At 44.0% G+C, this 25,740-nt stretch carries 23 protein-coding genes and 1 pseudogene; 12 read left to right on the forward strand and 12 right to left on the reverse strand.

Annotation, left to right across the window (positions count from 1 at the left end; all coding sequences use genetic code 11):
* Positions 1-42: 42 nt before the first annotated feature.
* Complete coding sequence (locus V7O64_RS09180) at positions 43-1,083, forward strand: Fic family protein (RefSeq protein WP_407355117.1); 1,041 nt, start codon at positions 43-45, stop codon at positions 1,081-1,083.
* A 40-nt stretch (positions 1,084-1,123) separates the two neighbouring features.
* Here the strand turns inward: V7O64_RS09180 and V7O64_RS09185 are convergent, their stop codons facing one another.
* Positions 1,124-1,531 carry an HI0074 family nucleotidyltransferase substrate-binding subunit gene (locus tag V7O64_RS09185; RefSeq protein WP_407355118.1) on the reverse strand — a complete coding sequence of 136 codons (408 nt, stop codon included), beginning with the start codon at positions 1,529-1,531 and terminating at the stop codon, positions 1,124-1,126.
* Positions 1,504-1,830 (reverse strand): type VII toxin-antitoxin system MntA family adenylyltransferase antitoxin, encoded by a 327-nt coding sequence (mntA, locus tag V7O64_RS09190; RefSeq protein ID WP_407355119.1) that lies wholly within the window; start codon positions 1,828-1,830, stop codon positions 1,504-1,506. Before mntA ends, V7O64_RS09185 begins: the two co-directional genes overlap by 28 nt.
* A 138-nt stretch (positions 1,831-1,968) precedes the next feature.
* On the opposite strand from mntA, the gene V7O64_RS09195 reads away from it, so the two are divergent.
* Both V7O64_RS09195 and V7O64_RS09200 read left to right on the forward strand, forming a co-directional pair.
* Positions 1,969-2,400 (forward strand): DUF61 family protein, encoded by a 432-nt coding sequence (locus V7O64_RS09195; protein ID WP_407355120.1) that lies wholly within the window; start codon positions 1,969-1,971, stop codon positions 2,398-2,400.
* A 116-nt stretch (positions 2,401-2,516) separates the two neighbouring features.
* The gene (locus V7O64_RS09200) at positions 2,517-3,884 is read left to right on the forward strand and encodes an NAD-dependent succinate-semialdehyde dehydrogenase (RefSeq protein ID WP_407355121.1); all 1,368 of its coding nucleotides are present in this window, start codon (positions 2,517-2,519) and stop codon (positions 3,882-3,884) included.
* 14 nt (positions 3,885-3,898) lie between these two features.
* On the opposite strand, the gene V7O64_RS09205 is transcribed toward V7O64_RS09200, so the two are convergent.
* Both V7O64_RS09205 and V7O64_RS09210 read right to left on the reverse strand, forming a co-directional pair.
* Positions 3,899-4,675, reverse strand: a complete 777-nt coding sequence (locus V7O64_RS09205) for a YoaP domain-containing protein (RefSeq protein ID WP_407355122.1) — start codon at positions 4,673-4,675, stop codon at positions 3,899-3,901.
* A 188-nt stretch (positions 4,676-4,863) separates the two neighbouring features.
* Positions 4,864-5,292: a DUF3795 domain-containing protein gene (locus V7O64_RS09210; protein ID WP_407355123.1), complete on the reverse strand. Its 429-nt coding sequence runs from the start codon at positions 5,290-5,292 to the stop codon at positions 4,864-4,866.
* 202 nt (positions 5,293-5,494) lie between these two features.
* Here V7O64_RS09210 and V7O64_RS09215 point away from each other — a divergent pair, with 202 nt between their 5' ends.
* The 3 genes from V7O64_RS09215 to V7O64_RS09225 all read left to right on the forward strand — a co-directional run bounded on the left by V7O64_RS09215 (position 5,495) and on the right by V7O64_RS09225 (position 10,230).
* On the forward strand, positions 5,495-7,063 hold the full coding sequence (locus V7O64_RS09215; RefSeq protein ID WP_407355124.1) for a transposase: 1,569 nt from the start codon (positions 5,495-5,497) through the stop codon (positions 7,061-7,063).
* 159 nt (positions 7,064-7,222) lie between these two features.
* Positions 7,223-8,590, forward strand: a complete 1,368-nt coding sequence (locus V7O64_RS09220; protein ID WP_407355125.1) for an NAD-dependent succinate-semialdehyde dehydrogenase — start codon at positions 7,223-7,225, stop codon at positions 8,588-8,590.
* Between the two features lie 2 nt (positions 8,591-8,592).
* The gene (locus V7O64_RS09225) at positions 8,593-10,230 is read left to right on the forward strand and encodes an acetolactate synthase large subunit (protein ID WP_407355126.1); all 1,638 of its coding nucleotides are present in this window, start codon (positions 8,593-8,595) and stop codon (positions 10,228-10,230) included.
* A 20-nt stretch (positions 10,231-10,250) separates the two neighbouring features.
* On the opposite strand, the gene V7O64_RS09230 is transcribed toward V7O64_RS09225, so the two are convergent.
* Positions 10,251-10,547 (reverse strand): DUF427 domain-containing protein, encoded by a 297-nt coding sequence (locus V7O64_RS09230; RefSeq protein ID WP_407355127.1) that lies wholly within the window; start codon positions 10,545-10,547, stop codon positions 10,251-10,253.
* 193 nt (positions 10,548-10,740) lie between these two features.
* On the opposite strand from V7O64_RS09230, the gene V7O64_RS09235 reads away from it, so the two are divergent.
* The 5 genes from V7O64_RS09235 to V7O64_RS09255 all read left to right on the forward strand — a co-directional run bounded on the left by V7O64_RS09235 (position 10,741) and on the right by V7O64_RS09255 (position 15,042).
* Positions 10,741-11,649, forward strand: a complete 909-nt coding sequence (locus V7O64_RS09235) for a glycine betaine ABC transporter substrate-binding protein (protein ID WP_407355128.1) — start codon at positions 10,741-10,743, stop codon at positions 11,647-11,649.
* A 55-nt stretch (positions 11,650-11,704) separates the two neighbouring features.
* Positions 11,705-12,832 carry an ABC transporter ATP-binding protein gene (locus V7O64_RS09240; protein ID WP_407355129.1) on the forward strand — a complete coding sequence of 376 codons (1,128 nt, stop codon included), beginning with the start codon at positions 11,705-11,707 and terminating at the stop codon, positions 12,830-12,832.
* Positions 12,833-12,863: 31 nt separating this feature from the next.
* Positions 12,864-13,505, forward strand: a complete 642-nt coding sequence (locus V7O64_RS09245; protein ID WP_407355130.1) for an ABC transporter permease — start codon at positions 12,864-12,866, stop codon at positions 13,503-13,505.
* Positions 13,499-14,113 (forward strand): ABC transporter permease, encoded by a 615-nt coding sequence (locus V7O64_RS09250; protein WP_407355131.1) that lies wholly within the window; start codon positions 13,499-13,501, stop codon positions 14,111-14,113. Before V7O64_RS09245 ends, V7O64_RS09250 begins: the two co-directional genes overlap by 7 nt.
* 134 nt (positions 14,114-14,247) lie before the next feature.
* Complete coding sequence (locus V7O64_RS09255; RefSeq protein WP_407355132.1) at positions 14,248-15,042, forward strand: class I SAM-dependent methyltransferase; 795 nt, start codon at positions 14,248-14,250, stop codon at positions 15,040-15,042.
* A gap of 37 nt (positions 15,043-15,079) precedes the next feature.
* Here V7O64_RS09255 and V7O64_RS09260 read toward each other — a convergent pair whose 3' ends face one another.
* The 5 genes from V7O64_RS09260 to mtbA form a co-directional block, all read right to left on the reverse strand.
* The gene (locus V7O64_RS09260) at positions 15,080-15,709 is read right to left on the reverse strand and encodes a type 1 glutamine amidotransferase family protein (protein WP_407355133.1); all 630 of its coding nucleotides are present in this window, start codon (positions 15,707-15,709) and stop codon (positions 15,080-15,082) included.
* A gap of 160 nt (positions 15,710-15,869) precedes the next feature.
* Positions 15,870-17,573 carry an arginine--tRNA ligase gene (gene argS / locus V7O64_RS09265; protein WP_407355134.1) on the reverse strand — a complete coding sequence of 568 codons (1,704 nt, stop codon included), beginning with the start codon at positions 17,571-17,573 and terminating at the stop codon, positions 15,870-15,872.
* A gap of 83 nt (positions 17,574-17,656) precedes the next feature.
* Positions 17,657-18,901, reverse strand: coding sequence for a peptide chain release factor aRF-1 (prf1, locus tag V7O64_RS09270; RefSeq protein ID WP_407355135.1), 1,245 nt, complete (start codon positions 18,899-18,901; stop codon positions 17,657-17,659).
* A gap of 174 nt (positions 18,902-19,075) precedes the next feature.
* Positions 19,076-20,029 carry a 4-demethylwyosine synthase TYW1 gene (gene twy1, locus V7O64_RS09275; protein ID WP_407355136.1) on the reverse strand — a complete coding sequence of 318 codons (954 nt, stop codon included), beginning with the start codon at positions 20,027-20,029 and terminating at the stop codon, positions 19,076-19,078.
* A 151-nt stretch (positions 20,030-20,180) separates the two neighbouring features.
* Positions 20,181-21,200 (reverse strand): methylcobamide:CoM methyltransferase MtbA, encoded by a 1,020-nt coding sequence (gene mtbA / locus V7O64_RS09280; RefSeq protein WP_407355137.1) that lies wholly within the window; start codon positions 21,198-21,200, stop codon positions 20,181-20,183.
* A gap of 675 nt (positions 21,201-21,875) precedes the next feature.
* On the opposite strand from mtbA, the gene V7O64_RS09285 reads away from it, so the two are divergent.
* Positions 21,876-23,249: a monomethylamine:corrinoid methyltransferase gene (locus tag V7O64_RS09285; protein WP_407355138.1), complete on the forward strand. Its 1,374-nt coding sequence runs from the start codon at positions 21,876-21,878 to the stop codon at positions 23,247-23,249.
* 379 nt (positions 23,250-23,628) lie between these two features.
* Here V7O64_RS09285 and V7O64_RS09290 read toward each other — a convergent pair.
* Positions 23,629-25,005 (reverse strand): annotated as a pseudogene (locus V7O64_RS09290) (monomethylamine:corrinoid methyltransferase).
* A 12-nt stretch (positions 25,006-25,017) separates the two neighbouring features.
* Positions 25,018-25,668 (reverse strand): methyltransferase cognate corrinoid protein, encoded by a 651-nt coding sequence (locus V7O64_RS09295; protein ID WP_407355139.1) that lies wholly within the window; start codon positions 25,666-25,668, stop codon positions 25,018-25,020.
* Between the last annotated feature and the right edge of the window lie 72 nt (positions 25,669-25,740).

Consider the following 25,740-nt stretch of genomic DNA (forward strand, 5'->3'; position numbering starts at 1 on the left):
TCATTTAATGAATTTATAATTAGCCAGTCAAACACCTGACGGATGGAGAAAAGAAAAATGTACCAGCCCCAGTTCCAGTATACTGACAGAATGGTCCGCCTGCTTGCAAGGATACAGGCAGCCAGGGAGATAATTCTCAACACCCATGTTCCTGCGGCATGGGAAAGAAGACTGCAGATAAACAATCTCTTCAGGCTGGCCTATCATGCAACAAGTCTTGAGGATAACGGTCTTTCTATCCGCCAGGTTACAAAGCTGGTGAACGGGCAGGACATATTCGGGGATGAAACAGATAAAAAGGAAGTCCTGAACTTCCTGGAGATGAATGAGTACCTTCAGGGCATTGAAAGTGAGGAGATATCCGAAGAAATGATACTCACGCTTCACAAAATTGCCACGAAGAATATAATCGCAGAGGATGATGTCGGAAGGTATCGGACCATTGTAGTTGAAGGGTTCATGGAACCGGAAAGGATAAGGTACAGTGTAAGGGACCTGATAGACTGGGTCTACAGTGATGAAGCCCTGGAAATGATACCTGCGCTGCAGGCCGGGATACTGCATTATGAACTGTATCGTATACATCCCTTTGAAAATGCGAGCGGGACAATTGCAAGGACTGTTTCTTCATACATACTGGGAAGGAACTTCAGGGAAGCAAGAAAACTGTTTACCATCGAGGAGTTCTTTAACCAGAGAAAACGGGACTATTTCGCAAAACTTGAGGGAAGCAATGGAAAAGAACCAGAGCTGAGCGAGTGGTTGGAGTATTATCTCTACGGTCTTGCATTGAAGGTCTCAAGAGTTGAGAATGCCGTTCTGAACATAAACCGGGACCATGGTACCATTGGAAAGTATATACAGACGGGGCTTAAAGACAGGCAGATACAGGCCATCAATTTTGCCAGGGAGATGGGAAAGATCACAAACATGGAATATCAGAAACTGTGTAAACTGGGAGTTTCAACCGCTAAAAGGGACCTTCAGGAACTTGTTAAGAAAAAGATATTCGTCCAGGTTGGAAGAACAGGGCGGGGAACTTATTATAAGCTCAGGTACGACCACCTGGATGAACTGATATGATAAGAGACGCTTTTAGGTGAAAGGACAAAGACCAGAATGATCATTCAAGCCCCGAATCTCTGATGATGCTCTGGTATATTTTATCCATAAGGCCATAATATCCGGCAAGTTCCCTGTAGATCTCCTCTGCCACATCCTCATGGTAGGTATGGGTGGTCATGTTCCGGTCGTCGGTCATGTAAAGAGCCTGCATACTCTCATCCTCATCTATCAGATGAATTCTGAAAGCTTCCCTGAAACAGGACTTGGGGGAATTGCATACAATACCTTCTCTTTCTATCAGATACCCTTTGATAAGCTTCCAGATAGCCTCAAAAGTGTATTCAAAGCGCTGGATGGCAGCATCCCTGATTATGACCGAATAGGGTTCAGCCATAATTTCCTTAAGGGTGTCAAGGGCTCTTTTTGCAACCCTTGCTTTCATTTCAAGCTTGTACTGTCTTTCCATACTTCTCCCTCATCAAGCACTTGTTTGCGAAACTCTTCCGAAACCACGGACAGGTCCACCAGATCCACAGTATAGGGAATGTTCATGTCCTCTAATTCGGCTCTTAAGGCAGTTAATTTTTTCCTGCCATAATTTCCGGGCAACAAAATGCCGATATCAATATCTGATGTATGATGTGCATTTCCCCTGGCCCTTGAGCCAAAAAGTATTATGCTGACATCTTCGTCTTCAAACGCCTGGAGAACAGCTTTTTTCACTTTTCTGATGGATTGTTCAAAGACTTGTGAAGATGTATTCATTTTTGATTCCTTTTTTGTTCGTTTCGTTAATATAATCCTGCCTACATTATAAACCAAAGCCTTAAATTATTTATCCGATAGTCATATGAATAAAAACAGATTTCAATCAAACGATCATAAACTAAAACAGGAACAAAAATGTCCGGCCAATATCCGATGTCCGACGATTCCATTCTCATGCGCTGGATGAGGGTGGAGATAGGAAAGATAAACGAAAGCATAGTCTCAGAGCGCAAACCCCTTGTCCGGCTTTTAGAAGAGGACAGGCCGGCAGCCAGAACAAAGGCCGGGAATGAACATGTCTTTGACAAAGAAATACTGGAAGAACTGGGGAACAAACTACCATCCGACCTGCACAGGAAATTAAAGATACCCATTATCCTTTTTTCAGATAACAAGGTTCCTGACAGTTGTTATCTCAATGACTCCCTGGCTCTTGAAGCTTTACAGATCTTAGAAGAAATGAGTAAAATGAGAAGGATGCAGCAGGGAAAACTATGGGTTGGCAGGTCCATAGCCTATAATATCATGAAGAAATATCCGGGTGTTGTACAGATAGCGATGAGATGAACGGATATGTGCAAGACAGTGAACAGATATGTGGAAGACAGGTCTCACTTTTCAAACCAATCAACAAAATCAAATATAGACATTTCAATACTATCACTGCTCTTTGAGGATTTTATATGACCGGCATCTCATCCATCAACCCTGCAACAGGCAAAGTTATAGGCAAAACTGAAATGCATAATGAAGAACATGTCAGCCAGATACTCAAAAGATCGGCCCAGGCCTTTAAGGAATGGAAAAGAACCGATATTTCAGAGCGTAAAGAGCTTCTTGAGAATTTTGCCCGGATGCTTAGAAAGAACAAACAGCAGTACGGAAAACTCATTACCACTGAGATGGGGAAGGTCATAAAGCAGGCTGTTCCTGAAGTCGCCAAATGTGCGGATATGTTCGATCATTTTGCCGGCAACGCAGAGAAGATGCTTGAAAGCGAGCCTGCAAAAGAAGGTTCATGCGATTTAATGATCCATTACGAACCTATGGGTACTGTGCTTGCCATCAAACCATGGAACTTCCCCTTCTGGCAGGTCCTGAGTGCTGCATCACATGTGCTTGCAGGCGGGAACGTCATGTTGCTCAAACATTCCAGCTATGTACCCATGTGTGCTCTTGAAATTGAGAATATATTCCTTGAAGCGGGATTTCCTGAAGGCGTCTTCCAGACACTTCTCATAGACGGCAAAATGGCATCCTCACTTATTTCAAGGGATGAGGTAAAAGCAGTATCCTTTACAGGAGGATACGATGCCGGCCAGAAGGTTGCTGAAATTGCAGCCCATAAAATGAAGAAGTTCGTGCTGGAACTTGGAGGGAGTGACCCTTTCATAATCCTTGATGATGCCAATGTCGGGATGGCGGCAAAGGTTGGTGTTGCAAGTCGTTTCATCAATACCGGACAGACCTGCATTGCAGCCAAACGCTTCATGGTGGCGGAAGATGTGGCAGAGGAGTTCACTGAAAGGTTCGTGGAACATACACTTAATCTCAAGATCGGTGACCCCATGGACCCTGACACGGATATAGGACCAATGGTCAGGAATGAGCAGATGCTAATACTGGAAGACCAGGTAAGGGATGCGATATCCAGAGGTGCGAAGGCTCTTATTCCCGGCGGAAGGATGGCAGTTGAGGGTTACATGTATTCACCGACCGTCCTTGCTGAGGTAAGCAGTGAGATGAAGGTCATGAGGGAAGAGACATTCGGACCCGTGGCACCGATAATCACCGTGAAGGATGAAAAGGAAGCCATAGAAATTGCGAACGATTCCGAGTTCGGGCTGGGTGCCAGCGTGTGGAGCCAAGACAGGGACAGGGCCATGAGAGTTGCCACGGAGCTTGAAACAGGGATGGTCGGAGTGAACTCTTTCTGCACACCACAGGCCTGCCTGCCCTTTGGAGGGGTCAAGAAGAGCGGCATGGGCCGGGAGCTTTCAAAGCACGGGTTCTATGAGTTCATGAATATCAAATCCGTGAAACTGATTTGAAAAGCATTGAGGTCTCATTTCATCTTCTTGTTCATGATATTCATAAATCTCGTATTGCTTATCGGATGATGGCTTATAATCTCACCATCATAAACAATACAGAAAGTACCGAAAGCACAGGGAGAAACCTGAACAGCATCATAATCCCCAAGATCGATCAAAGTAGCATCGATCCCAAGTTCCTCTTTTGCAGACACAATTATAGCATTCACATTCTTTTCAGTATAAGGACACTGAGCACAACGCATTACATAAAGGCCCTTTTTGTATTTTTCCAGTTGACGTTCCATATTCTTGAACATTGGGTCCGGTGCATCCTCATTGAATTTCAGGACCAGTAATTCAAAATCAGGTTTTGCCTTATCGACCAGGACAAATCCCCTCTTGATGAAAATGTCCTTTTTTGCCATGAATGAACCCTTTCTCGTAACAACTGCAACCCCGTTCATACTCTCATTTTTTGCTTCCCTGACACATTCATCTATCAGGCAGGATGCATAGCCCTTTCCTTTGAACTCTTTTTTAAACCCGGCAATGATACAATGGATAAACATGTATCCTCTGGCATCTACCGGCCTGTGTGCATATTCACCGGGGATGTATTCAAGCATTCCCTGGTATCCTCCTTTTTCTGAGATAACGGCTTTTATCCTCAGACCCTTTGGATAATACTCATTGAACCAGTCTATCTTTTTTCTAAGCTCAAGATGCCTGTTCACATCCTTATAACCGCAAACCCCGTATTCTGAAATGTTTTGCGGGGTAAGGTCTATGATACTAAAATCGCTCATTCCCTTCACTCTTTATACTCTTGATGTCCCTAAATAAATGCATTTTTATCTGAAATGGAGTTCCAATTCGAAAACTTTTCTCAAGCTGGGTTTAATGATTAGATTATCGCTGTAAAGAAGCTGATATTTCCTTTCAGATGACCGGACCGTAGTTTATCAGTGTACAGGCGTGAAAAGAGAAATCACCTTCAAAAATCGGTTTTGGGTTCTCCGCAGGTATAACAATAACCTTTGTGCATACAAATAGTACCGCCACATTTAGAACAGGTCCATTTACTTGTTTCATTCTCCAAAAAAACTGAAATTCCCGATTCACGGATTGTTTTCAGATTTTTAATGAGGTCTGTGTGGTATTTATTCTGGTATCTCTTATCCAGGTTCTTTCGTTTATCACATGGGAAACTATCGCATTCAAAGCAAAACCGGGATTTGCCTCCCTTGAACACTTCGCACTTTTTAATCCTGCAATCCCATCGACTAACAGGTTTGCTGTTGTCAGGACCCCTGCATCCAGGGCACCTGTTCCTTTGCCGGAGGTGTGCCATGCAGACACTGCAGTTTATTCCGCATGGAGCAACCAATAGAAGTGTATCATCAGACGACATAACAGGTGACATATCTTATACCCCCTGGTCTTAGCTTTATCCTTTGAAGTAATTATATATCATATCGAGCCTTAACCATTTACTCTAAAATCTCTTTTATAGCCAATTAATACATTATAATGTATTTATTCATAATAAATTTACTATATTTGACTTTAAAAACGAAATTGAACACTAATAGAAAGGATTATGCCTAATTAAAGCATTATTTAAGTTGTTACCCAAAAATAAGCTCTATATAGGCATAACCATGTTTACAATAATCTCTAAAGAATATAAAATTTATGCATTACAATTCAATGATTTTCCTCAAATATCGAGCAACATAAAAATTAGTTTGAAAACTCTAAAAGGGCAGAAAATATATCAGAAATTGTTTGGCAAATTCGCAAAACCAATTGCAAAAGCACTTAAATATAGATCATTTTATTTAGATCAATCTTTTTTAAGCGATTATTCACAACCAATTGAGAATAAAGAATCAAGAGATTCCATCATCGACCAATTCTTACACAATCCGGAAAAATTTAAAATATCTGTTGTAAGTGCAGATGTGAAAAGTAAAAAATGCAGACTTGCATCAAACCGGCGCTTGTTGCATATATTCCAAAGAATGATCACTGATTTTTCACGAGAAAATATCAATATTATCAAAAACAAAATCAAATTGCCATATAAAAAGCTTCCAAGAACCACGAATAATTATGTCGAAGGTAATGAAGATATACCTTTAAACCAAATAATGGCCTTTAATTCTTATGGAAACTTCAAAGGATATTTGAATCATCTTTTTGTCTTAAACCCTTCTGTTGATGAATTTTATGATTCTATTCAAAAGGATATGGCATACAAACCACAATCAGAAGTTTTGAATATGAGAAACATTGTTAAATTGGAAATTGCAAGATGTAAACTTGCTTATCCTAATATTGAAGGCTTTATAAGAGATTATAATCAAAATAGAACAATGAAAAAGGAAATAGGAATTCACAACAATGACATTTTATCATTATCATCTTACAGAAGAGGTTTAGATAAGGTTTCAGTCCATCTTTTGAAATATGCACAACTATTGATCCAGGAATGCAGAGAGCTGGGATTGATCGCTGATAAGATATGGACATGGGATAGACGTTTTATCAAATGTAATTGCAATGGAGTTAAAAATAGATCAACAGGTCTGACTTCAGATCCTGATTCTGGAAAATATGTGAAAAGATCAGGAGCATATAATATATTGTCAGGAACTGGATACACTGATACTTGTATTGTAGATTCCTTATTTGGATTGCCAGTATATTGGGATGCAGTTGATGCAAGTAAAAATGATAATACTGTATTTCAGGAAACGGTTCGAAACTTTGAATTACCAGAGTCAAGAAGGCCAATTATTCTATTGGCAGATGCAGGTCCAGATAGCTATAGATCAAATATTGAAGTCATTAATCGGGGGATAATTCCAGTAATAGCTGCAAGATCCAATAGTGTGGGAAATATTCTGAAAAGTGATAGGGGTAACCATTTCAGAGCAGATTTCATTCCAAGAAAATATCATCCTCTTCTTCAAAAAATATATGACATAAGGACTACAGTCGAACGTAAGAACTCATTTGAAGTTGTTGGGTATAATCGCTCAAAAACGCTGACTAGAGGCATAGAAGCTGCAAGGATGTTTGTGACCATAGGCAACATTGCTGCATTATTGACAGCATTAACTGCTTTCAAAGTACAAAGAAATGATCTTATAAGATCACAAAGTGCTTTTAGAAAATTCGAATTTTAAGTCATTAAAAGCAAATTTTAAGGAAAAGAAAGGATAAAAGAGATTTATTGTTAAATTAAAGAGTAAAGAGCATTAATGGTTAAGGCTCTATCAACTATTATATAAAAGAAGGGAGTGAATATTCCCATATTTACTACAAATGATAAAAGGGGAATCAAATTGGGAAAAATAAGATCTGTCAATCCTGCAAGCGGTGAACTGAATGGAGAATTCGATATTCATTCCCGGCAGGTTATCGATGAGAAAATACAAGCTGCAAGAAAGGCATTCGATGAATGGGAAAAAGAACCCATTGTAGAGAGATGTTTTTCCATTGAATGTGTGGCTGAGGTACTGAGGGACAGGAAAGAGGAACTTGCAGAGCTCATCACAACGGAGATGGGAAAGCCTGTCAAGGAATCTCTTTCGGAGATCGAGAAATGTGCGTGGACATGTGACTATTTCTCACAGAGTGCTGAAACTTTCCTGGCTGCAGAATTTGTGGAGACGGATGCGGAAACATCAGGTTTTGTCTATGAGCCTGTGGGAGTGGTCCTAAGCATAATGCCCTGGAATTTCCCATTCTGGCAGGCATTGAGGTTCGGGATACCCGCCCTTGCCGGAGGGAACACGGTCCTGTTGAAACATGCAAGCAATGTACCTATGTGCGCCCTGGAAATGGAGAACATATTCACTGAGGCAGGGTTACCTGAGGGCACCTATCAGACCCTCCTTGTGGACGGTCCCACTGCAAGCTCACTAATATCAAGAGATGAAATAAACGCCGTTTCCTTCACCGGCAGCCGGTCTGCAGGAGAAAAGGTCGCTGAGGCTGCTGGAAAGAATATCAAAAAATTCATCCTGGAACTGGGAGGCAGTGATCCGCTTATTGTGCTGGAGGACGCGGATCTGGGGAAAGTGGCAAAAGCAGCGGTTTCAGCCAGATTTCAGAACTGCGGGCAGAGTTGTATTGCAGCCAAACGTTTACTTGTAGATGAAAAGATTGCCGAAGATTTCACAGACGTTTTTGCAGATAATGTGGAGAAACTCAAAATAGGCGATCCGATGGATGCTGGTACCGATATGGGACCTCTTGCAAGTGAAAAACAAAGAGATATCCTGGGCGGGCAGGTTGAAAGAACACTTAAGATGGGAGCAAACGTCGTTCTGGAAGGAGGAATAAAAGAGGGAGAAGGGGCATATTATATGCCTGTTGTCCTTAACGACATTAATAAAATGGCTCCTGTTGTCACAGAAGAGACTTTCGGACCTGTAGCACCTATCATAACTTTCAAAAACGAGGAAGAGGCAATCAGCATTGCAAACAGCACAGAGTTCGGGCTGGGTGCCAGTATATGGAGCAGGGAAACTGAGAGGGCCATGCGGATGACACGACATATAGAAGCCGGTGTCATTACCATCAATAACGTTGTAGCATCCGATCCAAGATTACCTTTTGGCGGAATGAAGAAGAGCGGTGTGGGAAGAGAGCTGTACCGCACAGGAATGCTGGAATTTATGAATATCAAATCCATGAAGGTGTATTAAGGATGAAAGGAAGCGACCTCTTTGTCAAGTGTCTTGAGAATGAAGGAGTTGAATATGTATTCGGAGTGCCGGGCGAAGAGACCATCGATCTTACGGATTCCCTCCTGAGCTCAAAGATACAATTCATAACTACAAGACATGAGCAAAGCGCCGCTTTCATGGCAGATGTGTACGGAAGGCTCACCCACAGGCCAGGGGTCTGCCTTGCAACACTTGGTCCGGGTGCAACCAACCTGATAACAGGCATTGCCGATGCCCAGCTTGACAGGGCACCCCTTGTGGCGATCACCGGCCAGTCGGCGCTTGAGAAGACTCACAAGGAATCACATCAGTATATCGACATCGTTACGGCCTTCAAGCCTTTCACAACATGGAATTCAAAGATAATAAGACCTGATTTCATACCGGAGATCGTTCACAAGGCCTTTGATATTGCTACTGACCGTCCGGGAGCCACACACATAGAGCTTCCTGAGGATGTGGCCCGGGAAGAAACAACAAAGGAACCCATTTCCATAAAGATCTATCCACATATCAGCCTGCATGATGAGAAGGAGCTAAAAAAGGCTGCAGACATGATCAAAAAGAGTTCAATGCCTGTCATCCTGGCTGGAAACGGGGTCTTCCGGGAAGATGCGGCTGATGAGCTCAGGAAATTCGTTCATTTCACAGGCCTGCCAGTGGTAAGCACATTTATGGGCAAAGGTGCAGTGGCTGCAGATGACGAGCACTTCCTGGGTTCCATGGGTATCAAGGATCATGACCATATCATGTGCGGTTTTGAAATGGCTGACCTCATCATTTGTGCAGGATATGATTATGTTGAATACGGCCCAAAATCCTGGAACCCTGACAGATCAAAGAAAATAATACATATACACACCGAACACCCGGAAACAGATGAGAATTATATTCCGGAAATTATGCTAATTGGCAGCATCAGGCAGGCACTTTTCAATCTCAGGCAACAATGCGATTTCAAAAGGGAGATACCAGAGAGATTCTCAGGGGTCCGCTCAAGGATGAAGGCCGAACTTGAGGATTACAGGAACGACCCCTCATACCCGCTAAAACCCCAGAGAATAATCTACGATGTCAGAGAAGCAATGGGAAGGAACGACATACTTGTCAGCGATGTCGGTGCCCATAAATTGTGGGTCGGGCGGCTTTTTCCTGCATATGAGCCCAATACTGTATTCATGTCCAATGGACTTGCATCCATGGGATTCGCACTTCCGGGTGCCATTGCAGCAAGCCTGATAAAACCTGAGAAGAAGGTTGTTGCAATTGCAGGGGACGGAGGTTTTCTTATGAACCTTCAGGAGATTGAAACTGCTGTCAGGCTGGGATGTAATTTTGTAGTGGTCATTTTCAACGATTCAAAATACGGACTCATTGAATGGCACGAAAAGAAATATTTCAACCAGACCATAGGCATCGATTTCAAAAACCCCGACTTTGTGATGCTGGCACAGAGCTTTGGTGCAAATGGTGTAAGGATCAAAAGCGCAGAAGAGCTAGGACCAAAGCTCACTGAAGCCCTTAATTCGGGTGGGGTCTGGCTGCTTGATGTACCTGTGGATTATTCCGAGAACATCAAACTGACCGATAAGCTCAAAGGGATCTTCTGTGAGCTGTAAAAGTGAAAGTAAAAAGAAGGTTACCTTACATCCACATCTTTCCAGAATGCAACGTAGTTGGTGAAATCCTTTCCCACCTTTTCCGGTGAACCTTCCCTGGGATTTGGATAGTACCAGGCAGCATCCTTGTTGACCTTCCCCTGCACAACGACGTCATAGTAGCTTGCAACCCCTTTCCAGGGGCACGTTGTGTTAAAATCACTCTTCCTGAAATAATCCATGTTCACCGCATCCGGTGGGAAGTAATGGTTGCCCTCGATAATTATCGTTTCGTTACTTTCTGCAAGAACAGCTCCGTTCCATGTAGCTTTTGTCATTTTGAACCACTCCTCTTGTTTATTTGTGTTGTATGATTTAAAAGACTATGCATGATGAATCCTAACTGATGCCTGCTTCCATTAAAACAGATAACTTTATAAAAGGTGCACTTAATCTATATTAAAGGGAAGTCGTTGTCGAATTAAAGTTATATTAAAGTTATTCATAAAAGCGATTTTCGGGGTTTTGAATATGAAAAAGACTATTTTTATATTGTTAATTGTGGCTATGGCTCTGCTTGCCAGCGGATGTACGCAGGAGCCTTCCAGTGAACAGCAGAAAGAAACCATTGTCATAGGATCGAAACTCTTCCAGGAGTCCTACATACTTGCACACATGACAGCTATTGTACTGGAGGATGCGGGATATGAGACCGATGTCAAGCAGGGCCTTGGAGGTACATTTGTCAATTATGAGGCATTGAAGGCCGGCCAGATACACACATATGCAGAATATACAGGTACTGCATACAGCCAGATCCTTAACCTGGAACAGCTTGAAGACTGGGACAGGCAGGTAGTAGCCGATGCAACCGAGAACGGTCTTCTGGAACAGGACAGGGTTATGATAGTAAGCAACCTTGGTTTTGAGAACGCATATGCCATTGCAGTGCGTGAGGACTGGGCAGCCGAGCACAATGTCACAAAGATAAGTGATCTTGAGCAATATGCTGCAGAGATGACAATTGGAACTGATCCTGAATTTGCCACCCGTGAGGATGGGCTCCCGGCCATAAAGAACGTGTACGGTTTTGAGTTCAGGGATTACAAACAGGCAGTTGCTACCGTAATGTACGAAGCCATCAAGAATAATGAGGTGGATGCCATTTCAGCCTATACCACTGACACCCGCAATGAGGTGTTCAACCTCAGGGTGCTTGAGGATGACCAGAGCGCTCTTCCCCCTTATGATGCCATCCTTATAGTAACGGAAACATTCGCACAGAACAATCCTGATGCCATTGCTGCAATGAAAAAACTTGAAGGTGCAATTGATACCGATGCAATGACGCAGCTGAACTACCAGTTCGACATTGAGAAGAAGCAGCCCAGGGATATTGCATATCAGTTCCTTGTCGATGAAGGCATCATAGAGGGATAAGGGAAAGATTTCCCTCTCTTTTTTTAAACACGATATCACTCACGGGGTACACTATATGCAGACTCAGAGGCTGTTTGACCGTATAGAATCCATTAAGTTCAAAGGTATTACAAAAAAATACGGTACCGGATATGCGGTCAAAGACCTTGATATGGAAGTGCGGGGCGGGGAACTGCTCATTCTCATAGGGCCAAGTGGTTCGGGGAAGACCACCACATTAAGAATGATGAACCGGATGATAGACCAGGACACGGGATCTGTCACTATCAACGGCCTTGATACAAGGGACATGGACCCCGTACGCCTGCGCCGTAACATAGGATATGTGATACAGAATATAGGACTCTTCCCGCACATGACCATCGGGGAAAATATAGGTCTGGTTCCAAAAATTGATGGATGGGACAAGAAGATGATACAGGAAAGGGTGCGTAACTTACTGGATTTTGTGTCACTTCCTCCTGACATCTTCATGAAAAGATATCCCCGGCAATTAAGCGGAGGACAGCAGCAGAGAGTTGGTCTTGCAAGGGCCATGGCAACTGATCCGCCTCTGTTCTTAATGGACGAGCCATTCGGGGCACTGGACCCTATACTGCGCAAGCAGCTTCAGAAAGAATTCCTTAAGATAAAGAATGAGATAAACAGGACCATCATATTTGTTACCCATGATATTGAGGAAGCCCTTGTACTGGGGGACAGGATAGCCATAATGGATCAGGGACAGCTTGTACAGGTGGGGCCTCCTGAAGAGCTTATCTTTAACCCTGCAAGCGAGCTTGTATCAGATATTGTCGATAACCAGCGCAAATACAAACACATGGACACTCTTAAGGTCAAAGACCTGATGTCTGCATATGAAGATAAATATGCCCTTGACGGGAGAACAGAGGCATGTGATGCTGTTGAAGAAATGACAAAAAGGGACCTTGAAACTGCTTTTGTATTTGATGGGAATGAATTGCTGGGGCAGGTAACAATGGTGGACCTTATGAAATGCAGGATAAAATCTCAGAAACTGGCTGATCTTGCAAAGCCCATGAAAAACTTCAATCCCTCTGATTCGGTTGCATTTGCACTTTCAGAGATGAAAAAGAGCGGAGAATACCTTGCAATCGTCATGGATCCAAATGAGCCTGCAGGCATCCTTGTATCGGATGAGGTGTTGCTGAAGCTGATCTGAAAGATACGTGAATGAACGGAAAGGAGAATACATGTTAACGATACAGGTCATTGCAGAGGTCTGGGACAAACACCTGATGACAATACGCACCATCGAGCATCTGCAGATGTTCAGCATAGCCCTGATGCTGTCAATAATCATTGGTGTTTCAGTAGGTGTTCTCATATACATGAGACCAAAAGCTGCAGATCCTGTACTGAATTTCCTCAATATAGTTGAGACTATACCCGATCTTGCACTTATAGTGCTGCTCCTGCCAATTCTCAAACTTGGAGCCGGCCCTACCATCGCAGCATGTGTGCTCTATTCGATATTGCCTATTGCACGGAATACATATACAGGTCTTAAGGGCGTGGATGCCCAGTACACCTATGTTGCCAGTGCCATCGGGCTCTCGCCCCGGGAAGCATTGTTCAGGGTGCGGATACCTCTGTCATTGCCACTGATAGCCGGAGGTATAAGGATAGCACTTGTGTTCTGCATGGGTGTTGTCACCCTGGGCGGATTGGTTGCTGCCGGAGGACTTGGGACCGTATTACAGAACGGGATACAACTCTACCAGAAGGATGCGATCCTTGTTGCCGGATTATGGACCGGATTGCTTGCGGTGTTACTTGACGGTTTTGCAGGCATCATTGAGAAAAAACTTCATGAGAGGTATGGAACATGGTAGGCCTTGAGACCATACTTGAGGCTACATGGGAACATATTATACTTGTTTATATCACTTTGTCCATAAGCATAGCAATTTCCATACCCCTTGCATTTGCATCCCTCTATAGCAGGAAACTGGAATTTGTGGTGATGAAATTTGCAAACCTTGTACAGGCGGTTCCCAGTTTTGCAGTTGTTGCTATCATGGTGCCGTTGCTTGGCATAGGCTTCACTCCGGCTGTTGTGGCCATAATGCTGCGTGCTTTACTCCCTATAGTAAAGAACACATACATTGGTCTGAAAAACATTGATCCCTCCCTTATCGATTATGCCCAGGGGGTGGGGCTGAACCAGTGGCAGATACACCGGTATATAAGATTGCCAAATGCATATCCTGCAATGTTTGCAGGAATAAAGTTTGCCGGTATCCTGGCCAACAGTATTGCAGTGCTTACAGCTTTTATAGGTAGTGGAGGGCTTGGAGAGATTATATTCCAGGGGCTTATAGGTTACAATACCAGTACCCTTCTGGCCGGTGCCATACCTGCGATCATGCTTGCAATACTGATAGATAGATCATTTAGTGCACTTGAAAAAATGGTCACTCCTGGATACAGGAAAGTATGAGGATCAATATACGGGAATGATTGGTTGATCGCAAGACCAGGGCACTATAGCAGGACAACTACAACCTGATTCCTGCTAATGACACAATAAAAGACCAATGCTTTTAATCCATTGTTGCATAAAAGGCGATGAGAATGAGCCTCAGAGATGAACTGAAAGGTATAGTCCCGCAAAATTATCTTTCCAAACTTCCCAACCGGTTTGATGTTATCGGTGACATAGCCATTGTGTCTGTTCCACAAGGCATGGAAACCTACAACGAGGATATAGCCAGGGTTATCATGGAAAGGATGCAGAATATCAGGACAGTGCTGAACAAGACATCAAAACTTGAAGGAGACCACAGGGTCGCCAACCTTGAGATAATTGCAGGTGAAAGCACAGAGACCATTCACCGGGAATTCGGTCTTGCATATAGTATAGACCTGAAACGATCCTTTTTCAATGGCAGGCTTTCATTTGAGAGGAAAAGGGTGGCATCTCTGGTCAGATCCGGAGAAAAAGTGCTTGTGCCATTTTCTGGAGCCGGACCTTTTGCGATATCCGCAGCAAAGACTGCAGCAACCGTAGTTGCAGTGGAAATGAACCGCCATGCCTGCAAATATTTTGCAATTAATTGCAAGCTCAACAAAGTAGAAAGGAATATTCACGTGATAAATGCTGATGCATCTAGCATACCCAATATGCTGAGAACTGGATTTGACAGGGCCATAATCCCCACACCTTACGGTATGGACCATTTTCTTGAAAGTATATCCACTCTTGTAAAGCCCGGAGGCTATATCCATTTCTATACATTCAAACCAAAAGAGGACATCGAAGGACTGATCCAAAGATACGGGAATATGGGATTTGAGGTACTATTCCATCGCAGGTGCGGCAATGTGGCTCCCGGGATAAGCAGATGGGTGTTCGATCTGAAAAAATGAGTTAAAAGAGGTTTTCAAATAATAGGCATAATATATCTCACTCCTCCAGCGACTCCATAAGCGAATAGAAATACTGCGCTTGGTGTGTAACATACAACTGATACCATGCTTCAAGGGTTTGGGCTGAGAACACGCCAAGCTCTCTGAGAACTTCACGTGCAAACTCCAGAGGAGCAACACCTGATGCGGTTATCAGATTGCCGTCAGGAACCACAGATTCATGGCGATAGAACTTTTCTCCGGCGTAAGTGGGACAGACTGCTTTCAGATATCCCAGATCATTACTGGTGTGAGGGCGGTTGTCCAGCAGTCCTGCTTTGGCAAGGCCCATTGTTGCACCACAAATGGCTGCCACAAGGACATCTGCATTCAGGAACTCCTTGGCTTTATCCAGCAGAGGAAGATGGATATCCTCCAGCCAGGTATCACCACCAGGTAGAATCAGGACTCCGGCATCATCAGTTATGCACTCTTCAAGGCTTATATCTGGTGCGATACGTACTCCTCCCATGGTGACAACAGGTTCTTTTGTAGTACCAACTGTCCTGACAATGTATTTTGCAGCATCCTTTTGGAAGTAGCGACCTTTATTTATTTCAGCTATCAAAAAGCCTGGCTCCCAGTCGGCCATTGTGTCAAATACGTAGAGATAAGCTATCTTGGTCATGATAATTTCCCGGATTAGCGAAGAAGATTATTTTTCCTCAGATCAACAGAACTTTTATTCTGAATGTTAAAATGAAGTCATATTATATTGATTTTTGCTTTTTTGTTGGAGGGAGGCTGAATAGTTACCAAAAAAGAATCTATGAGAAGGGACCACTTTCTCACATTGATTCAGGTGCACCGATACCAAGTGTATCAAGAGCATTTGAAAGAACGATCTTTGCACAGTTCACAAGAGCCAGCCTGCTTGCCCTTATGTCATCTTCTTCAGCGCTTACCACTGGCACAAACCTGTAGAACTGGTTGAAAGCTTCTGCAAGTTCTCTGGCATAGATGGCCATTGTATGCGGTTTCAAATCCCTTGCACAGATGTCTATGATACTGTCAAAGGATGCCATCTTCCTGATAAGGTCAAGCTCTGTGTCCTCGGTCAGAAGTGAGGGGTCGATCTTCTGGGTTAGGTCCCATTTGCCTTCTTCCTCTGCTTTTTTAAGTATATTACATGCCCTTGCATGTGAATACTGTATAAAGGGTGCACCCTGCTTCTCAAAGTCAAGTGCTTCTTTCCAGTTGAAAACCGTGGATTTCTCAGGAGAGACTTTTACAATATCATACCTGACAGCACCGATACCAACCATGCTGGCAACTTCTTTCTTGAACTCATCAGGCATCTCAGGCCTGCGTTTGTCAACTTCAAGGTATGCCTGCTGTTCTATCTGCTCAAGCAGGTCATCGGCAGAGATGAATTTTCCCCGCCGTGTGCTCATGGAGCCTTCGGGAAGAGAAACAAATTCAAAGATCACCACTTCAGGTTCGGGTTTGCCTATGGCGTTGAGGGTTGCCTTGAGCTGACCCGAGATGAGTTTATGGTCCGCACCAAGCACATCTATCATCCTGTCCGCACGCTCACCTTTCCATTCATGATAGGCAAGATCACGTGTGGTATAAAGGGACGTCCCATCACTGCGCTGTATGACAAGGGTCTTTTCAAACCCGTAATCCGAAAGGTCAACTACCAGAGCACCATTATCATCCTCGGTTCTTCCAGTTGCCTTTATCTCTTCAACGATCCTGGAGACCGCACCCGAGCGAATGAAACCGGATTCATGAGGGAAACTGTCGTGGCTTACGTTCATACGCAAAAGGGTTTCCTTGATACCTGAAACTGCAAAACATACAGCTTCATCAAAGCTTTTGATCGTTTCTTCATCACCACTTTCCACAAGTTGCATGCGTTTGTCTATTTCAGCAACCTTTTCCGGCTCTTCATTAAGAAGAACGTTTGCCTTGATGTAAACATCTGCTATTGCATGGTCCGGTTTTTTGGATCTGTCAAACTCGAACTGCGAGAGCGCCCATGAAACAATGGCTATCTGACGGCCCATATCATTTACATAGTACTGGGTCTGTACATCATAACCTGCTTTTTTGAGTATGCGCACAAGGGTGTCGCCGATTATGGAATTACGTATATGGCCTACATGCAAAGGACCATTGGGATTGGCCGAAGTGTGCTCCAGCAATATCCTCCCCTCACAGAAACCACCTCCAAAGAACTCTTTCTCTTCCAGTATCCGGGTGACCGTGCTGTCCACATAATTGCGCCCCACGTTTATGTTTATGTAAGGGCCCACTGTTTTGATATCACCTATAAGGGAAGACTCAGGCAATTCTATAGCATCGACTATCCTCTCAGCAAGCTCTTTGGGATTAGACTTTGCCTGTGCAGCCAGCCTGAAAGCCACCTTTGAGGCAATATCAGCATGCTGGGATGGCTCCAGTCCAAGATCGTCTGCCTGAAGACCAAGGGATAAGAGAGCATTACTAAGAGCATCTGAAACCTGTCTTTTAAATTCGAGGAACAAAGATAACACCTACAATTTAAGATCCTGAAATATTTGATATACTAATATAAGATATGCTTATGACCGACTTATCGGAAATTGCATCAGACACCGGTATTGAACCTCAGTATTGCAACAATACCACCAAAGGCGCTCAAAAGCTGGGAACCTTCATCAAAGTCATTGGATATGAACTCGACCTGGGTTGCCATCTGGTCTGCAAGCTCTGAGAGTTCATCAACAATATCAACCCTTTCCACAATTTCCAGATTACCATTACATACCGGACATGAACCAGCGGATATATCCTGTTCGCCTGGTTTGAAATTACGGGTGATCTTATCTTCATAATCCCCATTAGGACATCTCAAAGTAAGTCTTTCTGCCCTGAGACCTTCGGATATCATCAGTATTTCAACTGCACCTATGTCCAGATTGTTACGCACCTGGGCTTCACCATATGCAGCCTTCCCGGAGTCAGAGACCAGTTCTACAAAGAAACGCTGCATAAGTTTTTTCTCTACCATCAGATCTATGTCTGCAAGCCTTTCACTGGCAGCATTGACAAGTTCTGACAAGCCGGATTCATCAGTGTATGCAACATCAAAAAGACCGAGGACCTTTTTCTGTATCTCATGGTGCAGGAATTCTCCGGATTCGAATTCTTCTTTTGTTGGAGAAGGACCCCCGATGAGAACACCTTCAAAATCCTTATGGTCAACTGTAAGGAATATCTCGCTTGCAGCGTCACCGATGCGTTTGTAGAAATCATGGATTGCAATAAGCCTTAATTGCTGGAACCTGTGGGCACTCTGACCACCTTTTCTTTGTTTACCCGGAACAGTAGATGTCATATTCCTGTAGGGTTCTATGTGCTTACCCACAAGAAGACCTACAGTTGCCTCTCTTCTGTCAAGGACCAGCAGCCCGTATGTCTTTGCGTCCCTTAGCATTTCCTCAAGTGGTTCAAGGAAAAATGAGGAGTCACAATGATACCTGTAAGTGACAATAGGCTGAGGCGGCTCGAGTATGGTGGTTTCCATGTTTGTTTTATTGGCACCGATGTCCACAGCACCTGTGAAAAAGACTATGCCGTTCTCGGGGACTTCCACATACCTTAGTCTTGAAAGCAGTGATTCCAGTGCACCCTGCACATTATCACGCGTTACCTTGGATTTGATATTGGAAGCCTGGCCGTGTTCGGTCCTGAGCTGGGACGTTACATCGGATATTTGCTTTGTAGGAGGGATATACAGGGAGATAAGTTCGGTACCTCTACCTTTTTTGGTACGTAGTTCCTCCAGTTTCTTTTTGAATTCATATTTTGAATGAGCGGATTGTTCTGACATTTTGTGAATACTCCGATTGAAATAAAAAGATAATCCATATCTTCGATTATTTTGAGTGCTTATGTATACGTTGCTATAAATATAGATTGTGACAGAGAGATTGTGACAGAGCTTGTCAGATCTTAACATTACTTCATTGTAATTCTTATATATCTAGTGAGGATCCATGACCTGCTACACAAGGGGGGAAACATTGCCGTGTGCAGAGAGCAGTACAACCCTGCTAAGCTCAACGTCACCTGCAACCCTGTAATCAAGATGCCTGGCAAGTTCTTTGGAAAAGTCCATCACCTCACGATGTGAAGGCATTGCTTCACGGGGTAACCTCTTTCTGGAAAAACCCAGATGCATGTAGGCTTTTACCTCTATGTAATCAGGCTGTGCTATCCTTATAAGTTCTGCAAAGCCGGCCGGGTCGAACATGTTAACACCCTTGATAAGTGTTATGCGAATGACCGTTCTTGTTTCTTTGTCCCTGAGCACTTCAAGGGATCTGAGAACATTATCCCATAGTAAAGGAGATCTGGGCAGACAGACGTTTTCGTATGTTTCCCTGTCAGGAGCATCAAGACTCATGTATAGCTGGGCAGGATTTATCTGTGCCATCATTTCCGGAACAGTGCCATTACTTACAACAAAAGTAGTGAATCCCTTCTCCTTGAACTCTTCGATGAGTTGCGGAAGATAAGGGAAAAGGGTAGGCTCCCCGGAAAGTGATATTGCCACATGTTTTGGGTCATTTCCTTCCTGCCAGCGTTCAGGTGGAGCAGAGCCTCCAAAGCCTGATATGAGTTTTCTCTGGGATTCGATACAAGACCCCACTATTTCCACTGGAGAGTCCCATCCTGATGGCATGGGCACTTCTATTTCAGTGGGTCTCCAGCAATGAAGACATCTCTGGTTACACATAAGTGTAGGCGTCATCTGGAGACAGCGATGTGAATGAATGCCATAGAAAATGGATTTGTAGCACTCGCCTTCATCCTTAATAGATCTTCTGAGCCACAGGCATGTCTTGACGGCACTGTGACGGCCTGCAAGACTGTAACCCTGTTTTTTCAGCAGGCTTTTGAAATCCGTAATACCGGAATCATCCTGTACTGTATTGTTCTTTTTTCTGCGGGACATCTCTCGGGCCAAGTAGATGCTATACTATAATATAAATGTGTGGAAAATGAAGAGATTCAAAGAAGACGTCAGAATAAGTATAAAGGAGGGTGGAGGCACCGGCCCTTAAAAAAGGACCGGAGCTATGGAGGGTGAAACAATGTATATTGTTTCAGTATTTGTGGTTCTTTGCAACCTCTATCATTGCCTGGAGGTTCTCAGTGGGGGTCTTGCTCACAATACCACAACCAGGTGCAAGCAGATCTACTCCTGCGTCAATGATCTTCTGTGATTGTTCCTTTATGAGAGCTGGTGTCTGGTTCCAGAGCATGTTAACAGGATCAATGTTTCCGACGATCACGGCTTTCTCTACCTTGCCCACTGCAGTTGCAACATCTACACTCTGGTCAACACTGATGGCGTCAACATCCGATGATTCCATAAGTGCAAGACCCTGGGTGGTGTCACCACAGATGTGCAATACCACAGGTACATCAAGCTCATGCATTGCATCACATATCCTTTTGTGGTAGGGTACAACGAACTTTTCATAGAATTCAGCACCAATGAGCTGGGCACTTGCTGTGGGGTCGATGATGACCATGGTGTCGGCACCGTTCTCTACCATCTTCCTTGCATAAGCAACATTGAACTCGGTTGTGAATTCCATGAGTGCAAGGCCGAATGCCTCATCAGTGAAGATAGCCATGAACCAGTCATCACCGTTGATGTGCTGAGCAAGTGAGAAAGGACCGATCATACTTCCCATGATAGGGAGTTCATCACCGTATTTGTCTGCAAGGATCCTGATAGCATCACACACAACACCGATCCTGCCGTGGTCGAGGTTATAGCCTTTGAGCGTCTCGATATCCTCCACTGACTTTACAACATGACCCACAACGGATGGCTGCTGCTCTTTTGTACCTGCCTTTATCTCACAGCCAAAGAACTCTGCTTCTGCGGTGATGTCAAAGGGCACACGTACAGCCTCAAAGCCAACAACAGTATGTCCTGCCTCTGCAAGAGCTGCCATCTTTTCTGCATCATCATTAGCCTCTGGCCAGAAAGCGCCACAGGCTTCCATCTGGTCCACAGTTCCGGTCTGGGTTACAGAAATTGCTGGCATCCTGTCCACAGGCTTGCCGGTCAATGCACGTGCTAATCTTTCTTTAGGTGTATATTCTGCCATAAATTCAATCTCCTATTATAGAATATGTGTCAAATGGTGTCCACACACATATATATTTTTCTATTCATCGGTGGATAGCCTTAAATATTAGAAGACAAAGCATGTCCTTGGAAAAAGATAAATACGAGTATTGAGAACCTGCGATCATAGCCAATAAGGGAATAGAGAACAAAAAAAGATGTGCTTGATTGAATGCGTTTTTTTGATAATGCAAGAAAATATGCCAGGAATACAGAAAAAGTAAATATAATTTATTTGAGAGAGTGAGCCCCTAAATCAATATGAAATACTACGAACATGATGTGACGTAAAATATAAATAATAGTATTCAGTTTACAGCTGCAGTGGACTAAAAAGAATGAAAAATAAGAGAAGGCATAAGACGATATCCCGATCAAAGAAAGATCAGAATGCATTCCGATTACACAATGAAAGAATTTGACATAAAAGATTTGCTACAGAACATTACCCATCCCATCAGCCTACGGTACATACAAAGAAGGACTCTTAGAATTGTATTCATATGATTATATTCACAAACCGGTATGCTGAATTGACTGCTCCCATACCACAAAATATATATATGGAATCAATCACTACTTTTATATAAAAACAAGAACCTGCACCTGACATAACTGGCCATACTGGGTTATTCTTTTCTAAAGGAGAAAGATCATGCAAAATATCTACAAATACCTCAAATATGCCATCGGAGGAGAAAAAAGAACAGAAAGAGAGCATGATATAAAAGTATTCAAAAAATCAGAAGAATTAGCTCTCAAATATGATATTAAGTATGATCCGGCCGTTTTCGTCCCTGACGATCTGGAAGTTGCAGATGCTGTTTTTGAAGCAGGCATAGAGCTACTTCACTCTGTTGGCATATTCTGCAGAAGCACCCAGAGGATCATCAATATCGATGAGGAAGATATACTGAAAGCTCTCAACACTACAAACCCCCTTGAGATAGGAAGGCTCAAGGAAAAAGTAGTAGTACCTCACAGATATCCAATGGTCTCGTTCCCTCCAATAATCATTGGCGGACCAATGGGAGGTAGTGTATCTGAAGAGAACTTCCTTTACATAAACCTGAGCTCTGTACAGGAGAACGTTGTGCAGGGCATATACAGCGGGGCCATGAAACAATTCGGAGGAGAATACATACAACCCAAGAGCCCTCTGGAGATGCTTGCAGTGCTTAAAGCCGCCAGGAATGAGAGACTGGCTACGAAAATAGCCGGAAGGGAAGGACTTACACTCATGGGGCCAAGTACCTCGACCCTTGCAACATCATCATTACTTGTGTCATCAGATGAACTTTACTCAAGTGCTGATCCTCAGGAAGTCTATATGGACGACCTGAAGGTCGATTATGAGACCCTTTCAAAATGTATCTACCACCAGGAACATGGCAACCACTATATTTCCGGCCAGGTGCCTGTTTTCGGTGGTCCCTGTATCGGCTCACCTGAAGGACTTGCCATCATAGACGTGGCCGAGACCCTGCAATCAAAGGTGCTGACACACTCCAGCATACACGCATCCGGTGCTGTTAATGCAGAAACGGGTTCATCATCGGCAAAAGAGATACTCTGGGCATCCAATATGGCATCCCTTGCAATATCCAGGAATATGAACTATTATACTGCCAGATACTACTGGAACGCCGCCGGCATATGCACCGACATGATGTTCTATGAGACAGCAGCACAGGCAATCGGGGATACGGTATGTGGCAGGAACATCCTTTTAGGACCAACCGGCCGCCTGGGAAGTGTACCAGACCACTCCTCAGGACTGGAATCCCGTTTCATGGGGGAAATGGCACAAATGGCAACCCATCTTACACTCTCAGAGGCAAACAAGCTTGTAGCAAAGATATATTCAAAATACGCTGACCGCCTGAATAACCCCCCTGAAGGGAAATCCTTTGACAAATGCTACAAGATCAACTCCGAATACGACATGGAACCCACCGAGGACTACCTGGCACTTTACAGGAAGATCTCATATGAGATAATGGGAGAAATTCCCGGGGAACCGGTTTGAAAATGAGACATTTGTCAGGATCAGCGAGTGAATATCATTTCAGATAGTATTCAGCTATTTCATTTATATGAATACTTGTCCTTTTTTTTGCAAGACACTCCCGTATCCCCGGATTATCAATTTTGAGACCTGGGTCCATATCGTCCAGATAATATAAATTTCTAACGAATGTAAATGTACATTCACGGATCATACACTTATTATTAAGTGATACGAGATCCTACGAGAGATACCTGCCACTTTGCAGGAAGTCTTATGTGTACATATAATATCTTTTGGTCAATAAAACTAGAATATCATTAGAAAATGGGTGAGCCAGCGGTGATAAGTCGCTGGCTGCTAGGGAAGTGATAAACTAATTTATCACAGGGATCCGGACTTAGAAGGTAAGTCCGAGTTCTTCGAGCTTCTTGCGTGCATCTTCGTAGACCTTGACGTATTCGTCTGTTGGTGTTACGGTAGCTACATCGTAACATTCCTGGAAGGTCTTTCCTTCTGGTGCTTTTGCATAGTTGCCCTCGTACATCCTGACCAGGTTGTCAAGGATCTTGTTGACCGTTTCGATCTCCATGCCTGCGGTTGCCCTTGCAACTTCTCCCATCATCCTGGCTTCCATACCTGTGGTCTTGTCCTGGACAACACCCTTTGCAGCTGCCACACCGGAGAGGATCTCACGGCCTGATGCTGTGTCGGTAATTGACTGAGCGGACAGTTCAAGCAGACACATGTCAGTACATGGACCTGCACATGGGTAATACTGGTTACCGGAAAGCATGTCAGTGAACTCGGAGATGGTTGCACATGTCCAGCCTGCTATCATGAGGGTCTCACGGGTATTGGTGGATCCCCAGCGGATATGCACTGGTCCGTCAAGGTGCCAGCTTGCATTGCTCATCACAAATGCATTGATGTGGGTTGCAATATCAACGATAGCAGTCTCTTCTACGCCACCGGCGTATCCACCAAAGATAGGCATCTGCTCATCCATGATGATGTCACTGTTACCCTGATAGTGTGCAATTACACTGATAGCATCAAGGTCGATCTTAAGCTCATTGAGCTGGGAGACCTCGTGGCTGTCGCTGCAGATCTGGCCACCGGCACAGTCTGAGGAGATATTTCCCTGAGCGGACAGGGAAGTCTCTGGTCCCTATATGCCCATGCCCGGCCTTCCGGCCATTGCTGCTGCTGCCTTGATAAGCCTTGTCTCGGTCTTTGCTGCAAGGATCTCATAAGGACTCTTTGGTACAGGTGGCTTGCCGCGGACTGTCATCATGACACCGTTTACTATGGTGTCCACTTCCTTCTCAAGAGCATAGCTCATGTGGATTGGCATGAACATATTTTCTGAGATTGGAGAACCGGTTGGACCACCCTGTACGATAGGCTTTCTCCTGTCACCTACGCTTCTTTTCCTGACGTTAACGGCATCCCTGCCGGTTCCAAGTACAAATTCCTTCTGAACATTGTTAATAGAATCCCAGATCTCATCCTCGGTGTACTTTACCACCCTGCTGGTGTCTGTACAGAAGATACCACATTCAAGGAGCATCTCAAAACCTGCCTTGAACAGGTTTTCCATCATATCCTTGTCGGTTGGGACAAACTCATTCTTAAAGTCGAGATTGTATTTCTGTTTGAGTTCCATTGCCTTCATTGGAATGGTCATGAGGTCCCAGTCATCCTGAGTAACCTTCTGGCCCTTCTTTGCACGTTCATAGAACTCATATACATCTAATGATTTTGTAAATGCCATATCAAAAACTCCTTACTTCATAAGGTTAAGTGCCACACGGGCTGCATCTGCTGCATTCTCTGCTGTTGCATCTGCACCTATCTCATCGATCCATGACTGTGATACAGGTGCTCCGCCAAACATGACCTTTACAGAGTCCCTGAGGCCTTCTTCCTTGAGCATCTCTATTGTGTCCTTCTGACTGAGCATGGATGTTGTCATCAGTGCAGAGCCAACCAGGATTGTCTTGTGACCCTTGTTCTTTGCTACTTCTTCCATGAGCTTGTCATTTGCTACATCAACACCAAGATCGATGATCTTAAAGCCGTTTGCACCAAGCATTGTAGAAACAAGACGGTGTCCGATATCATGGATGTCACCTTCCTGCACATAGGTAATTGCAGTTCCTACACCTTCGCCTGTCTGCTCCTTCTCAAGTTCAGGGGTAAGTACTTCCATAGCAGCATTCATTGCCTTTGCAGACATCATGATCTGTGGGAGATAGATCTCTGCTGCCTCAAACTTGTCTCCTACTATCTTCATTCCTACAGAAAGACCATTCTCGATGGATTCTACAGCGCTAAGACCTGCAGCCAATGCTTCCTTTGCAGCTTCGGCGCAGCCATTGATATTCTGAGTGACAATTGTATCCCTGAGTTTGTCTAAGATTTCCTGATTTGACATTTTTAGCCTCCTTAAATGTAAATGCTGAATTGGTCCAGGGCCGGAAAGGTATGCCAGTGAATAATGAGCATG

Origin of the sequence: Methanolobus sp. WCC5, from assembly GCF_045690325.1 — an archaeon.
GTDB lineage: Archaea > Halobacteriota > Methanosarcinia > Methanosarcinales > Methanosarcinaceae > Methanolobus.

Bases quoted from the DNA above. Each gene is read 5' to 3' on its own strand.
- V7O64_RS09180 (WP_407355117.1), top strand. From the start codon at position 43: ATGGAGAAAAGAAAAATGTACCAGCCCCAGTTCCAGTATACTGACAGA.
- V7O64_RS09185 (WP_407355118.1), bottom strand. From the start codon at position 1,531: ATGGAAAGACAGTACAAGCTTGAAATGAAAGCAAGGGTTGCAAAAAGA.
- mntA (WP_407355119.1), bottom strand. From the start codon at position 1,830: ATGAATACATCTTCACAAGTCTTTGAACAATCCATCAGAAAAGTGAAA.
- V7O64_RS09195 (WP_407355120.1), top strand. From the start codon at position 1,969: ATGTCCGGCCAATATCCGATGTCCGACGATTCCATTCTCATGCGCTGG.
- V7O64_RS09200 (WP_407355121.1), top strand. From the start codon at position 2,517: ATGACCGGCATCTCATCCATCAACCCTGCAACAGGCAAAGTTATAGGC.
- V7O64_RS09205 (WP_407355122.1), bottom strand. From the start codon at position 4,675: ATGAGCGATTTTAGTATCATAGACCTTACCCCGCAAAACATTTCAGAA.
- V7O64_RS09210 (WP_407355123.1), bottom strand. From the start codon at position 5,292: ATGTCACCTGTTATGTCGTCTGATGATACACTTCTATTGGTTGCTCCA.
- V7O64_RS09225 (WP_407355126.1), top strand. From the start codon at position 8,593: ATGAAAGGAAGCGACCTCTTTGTCAAGTGTCTTGAGAATGAAGGAGTT.
- V7O64_RS09230 (WP_407355127.1), bottom strand. From the start codon at position 10,547: ATGACAAAAGCTACATGGAACGGAGCTGTTCTTGCAGAAAGTAACGAA.
- V7O64_RS09235 (WP_407355128.1), top strand. From the start codon at position 10,741: ATGAAAAAGACTATTTTTATATTGTTAATTGTGGCTATGGCTCTGCTT.
- V7O64_RS09240 (WP_407355129.1), top strand. From the start codon at position 11,705: ATGCAGACTCAGAGGCTGTTTGACCGTATAGAATCCATTAAGTTCAAA.
- V7O64_RS09245 (WP_407355130.1), top strand. From the start codon at position 12,864: ATGTTAACGATACAGGTCATTGCAGAGGTCTGGGACAAACACCTGATG.
- V7O64_RS09250 (WP_407355131.1), top strand. From the start codon at position 13,499: ATGGTAGGCCTTGAGACCATACTTGAGGCTACATGGGAACATATTATA.
- V7O64_RS09255 (WP_407355132.1), top strand. From the start codon at position 14,248: ATGAGCCTCAGAGATGAACTGAAAGGTATAGTCCCGCAAAATTATCTT.
- V7O64_RS09260 (WP_407355133.1), bottom strand. From the start codon at position 15,709: ATGACCAAGATAGCTTATCTCTACGTATTTGACACAATGGCCGACTGG.
- prf1 (WP_407355135.1), bottom strand. From the start codon at position 18,901: ATGTCAGAACAATCCGCTCATTCAAAATATGAATTCAAAAAGAAACTG.
- twy1 (WP_407355136.1), bottom strand. From the start codon at position 20,029: ATGTCCCGCAGAAAAAAGAACAATACAGTACAGGATGATTCCGGTATT.
- mtbA (WP_407355137.1), bottom strand. From the start codon at position 21,200: ATGGCAGAATATACACCTAAAGAAAGATTAGCACGTGCATTGACCGGC.
- V7O64_RS09285 (WP_407355138.1), top strand. From the start codon at position 21,876: ATGCAAAATATCTACAAATACCTCAAATATGCCATCGGAGGAGAAAAA.
- V7O64_RS09295 (WP_407355139.1), bottom strand. From the start codon at position 25,668: ATGTCAAATCAGGAAATCTTAGACAAACTCAGGGATACAATTGTCACT.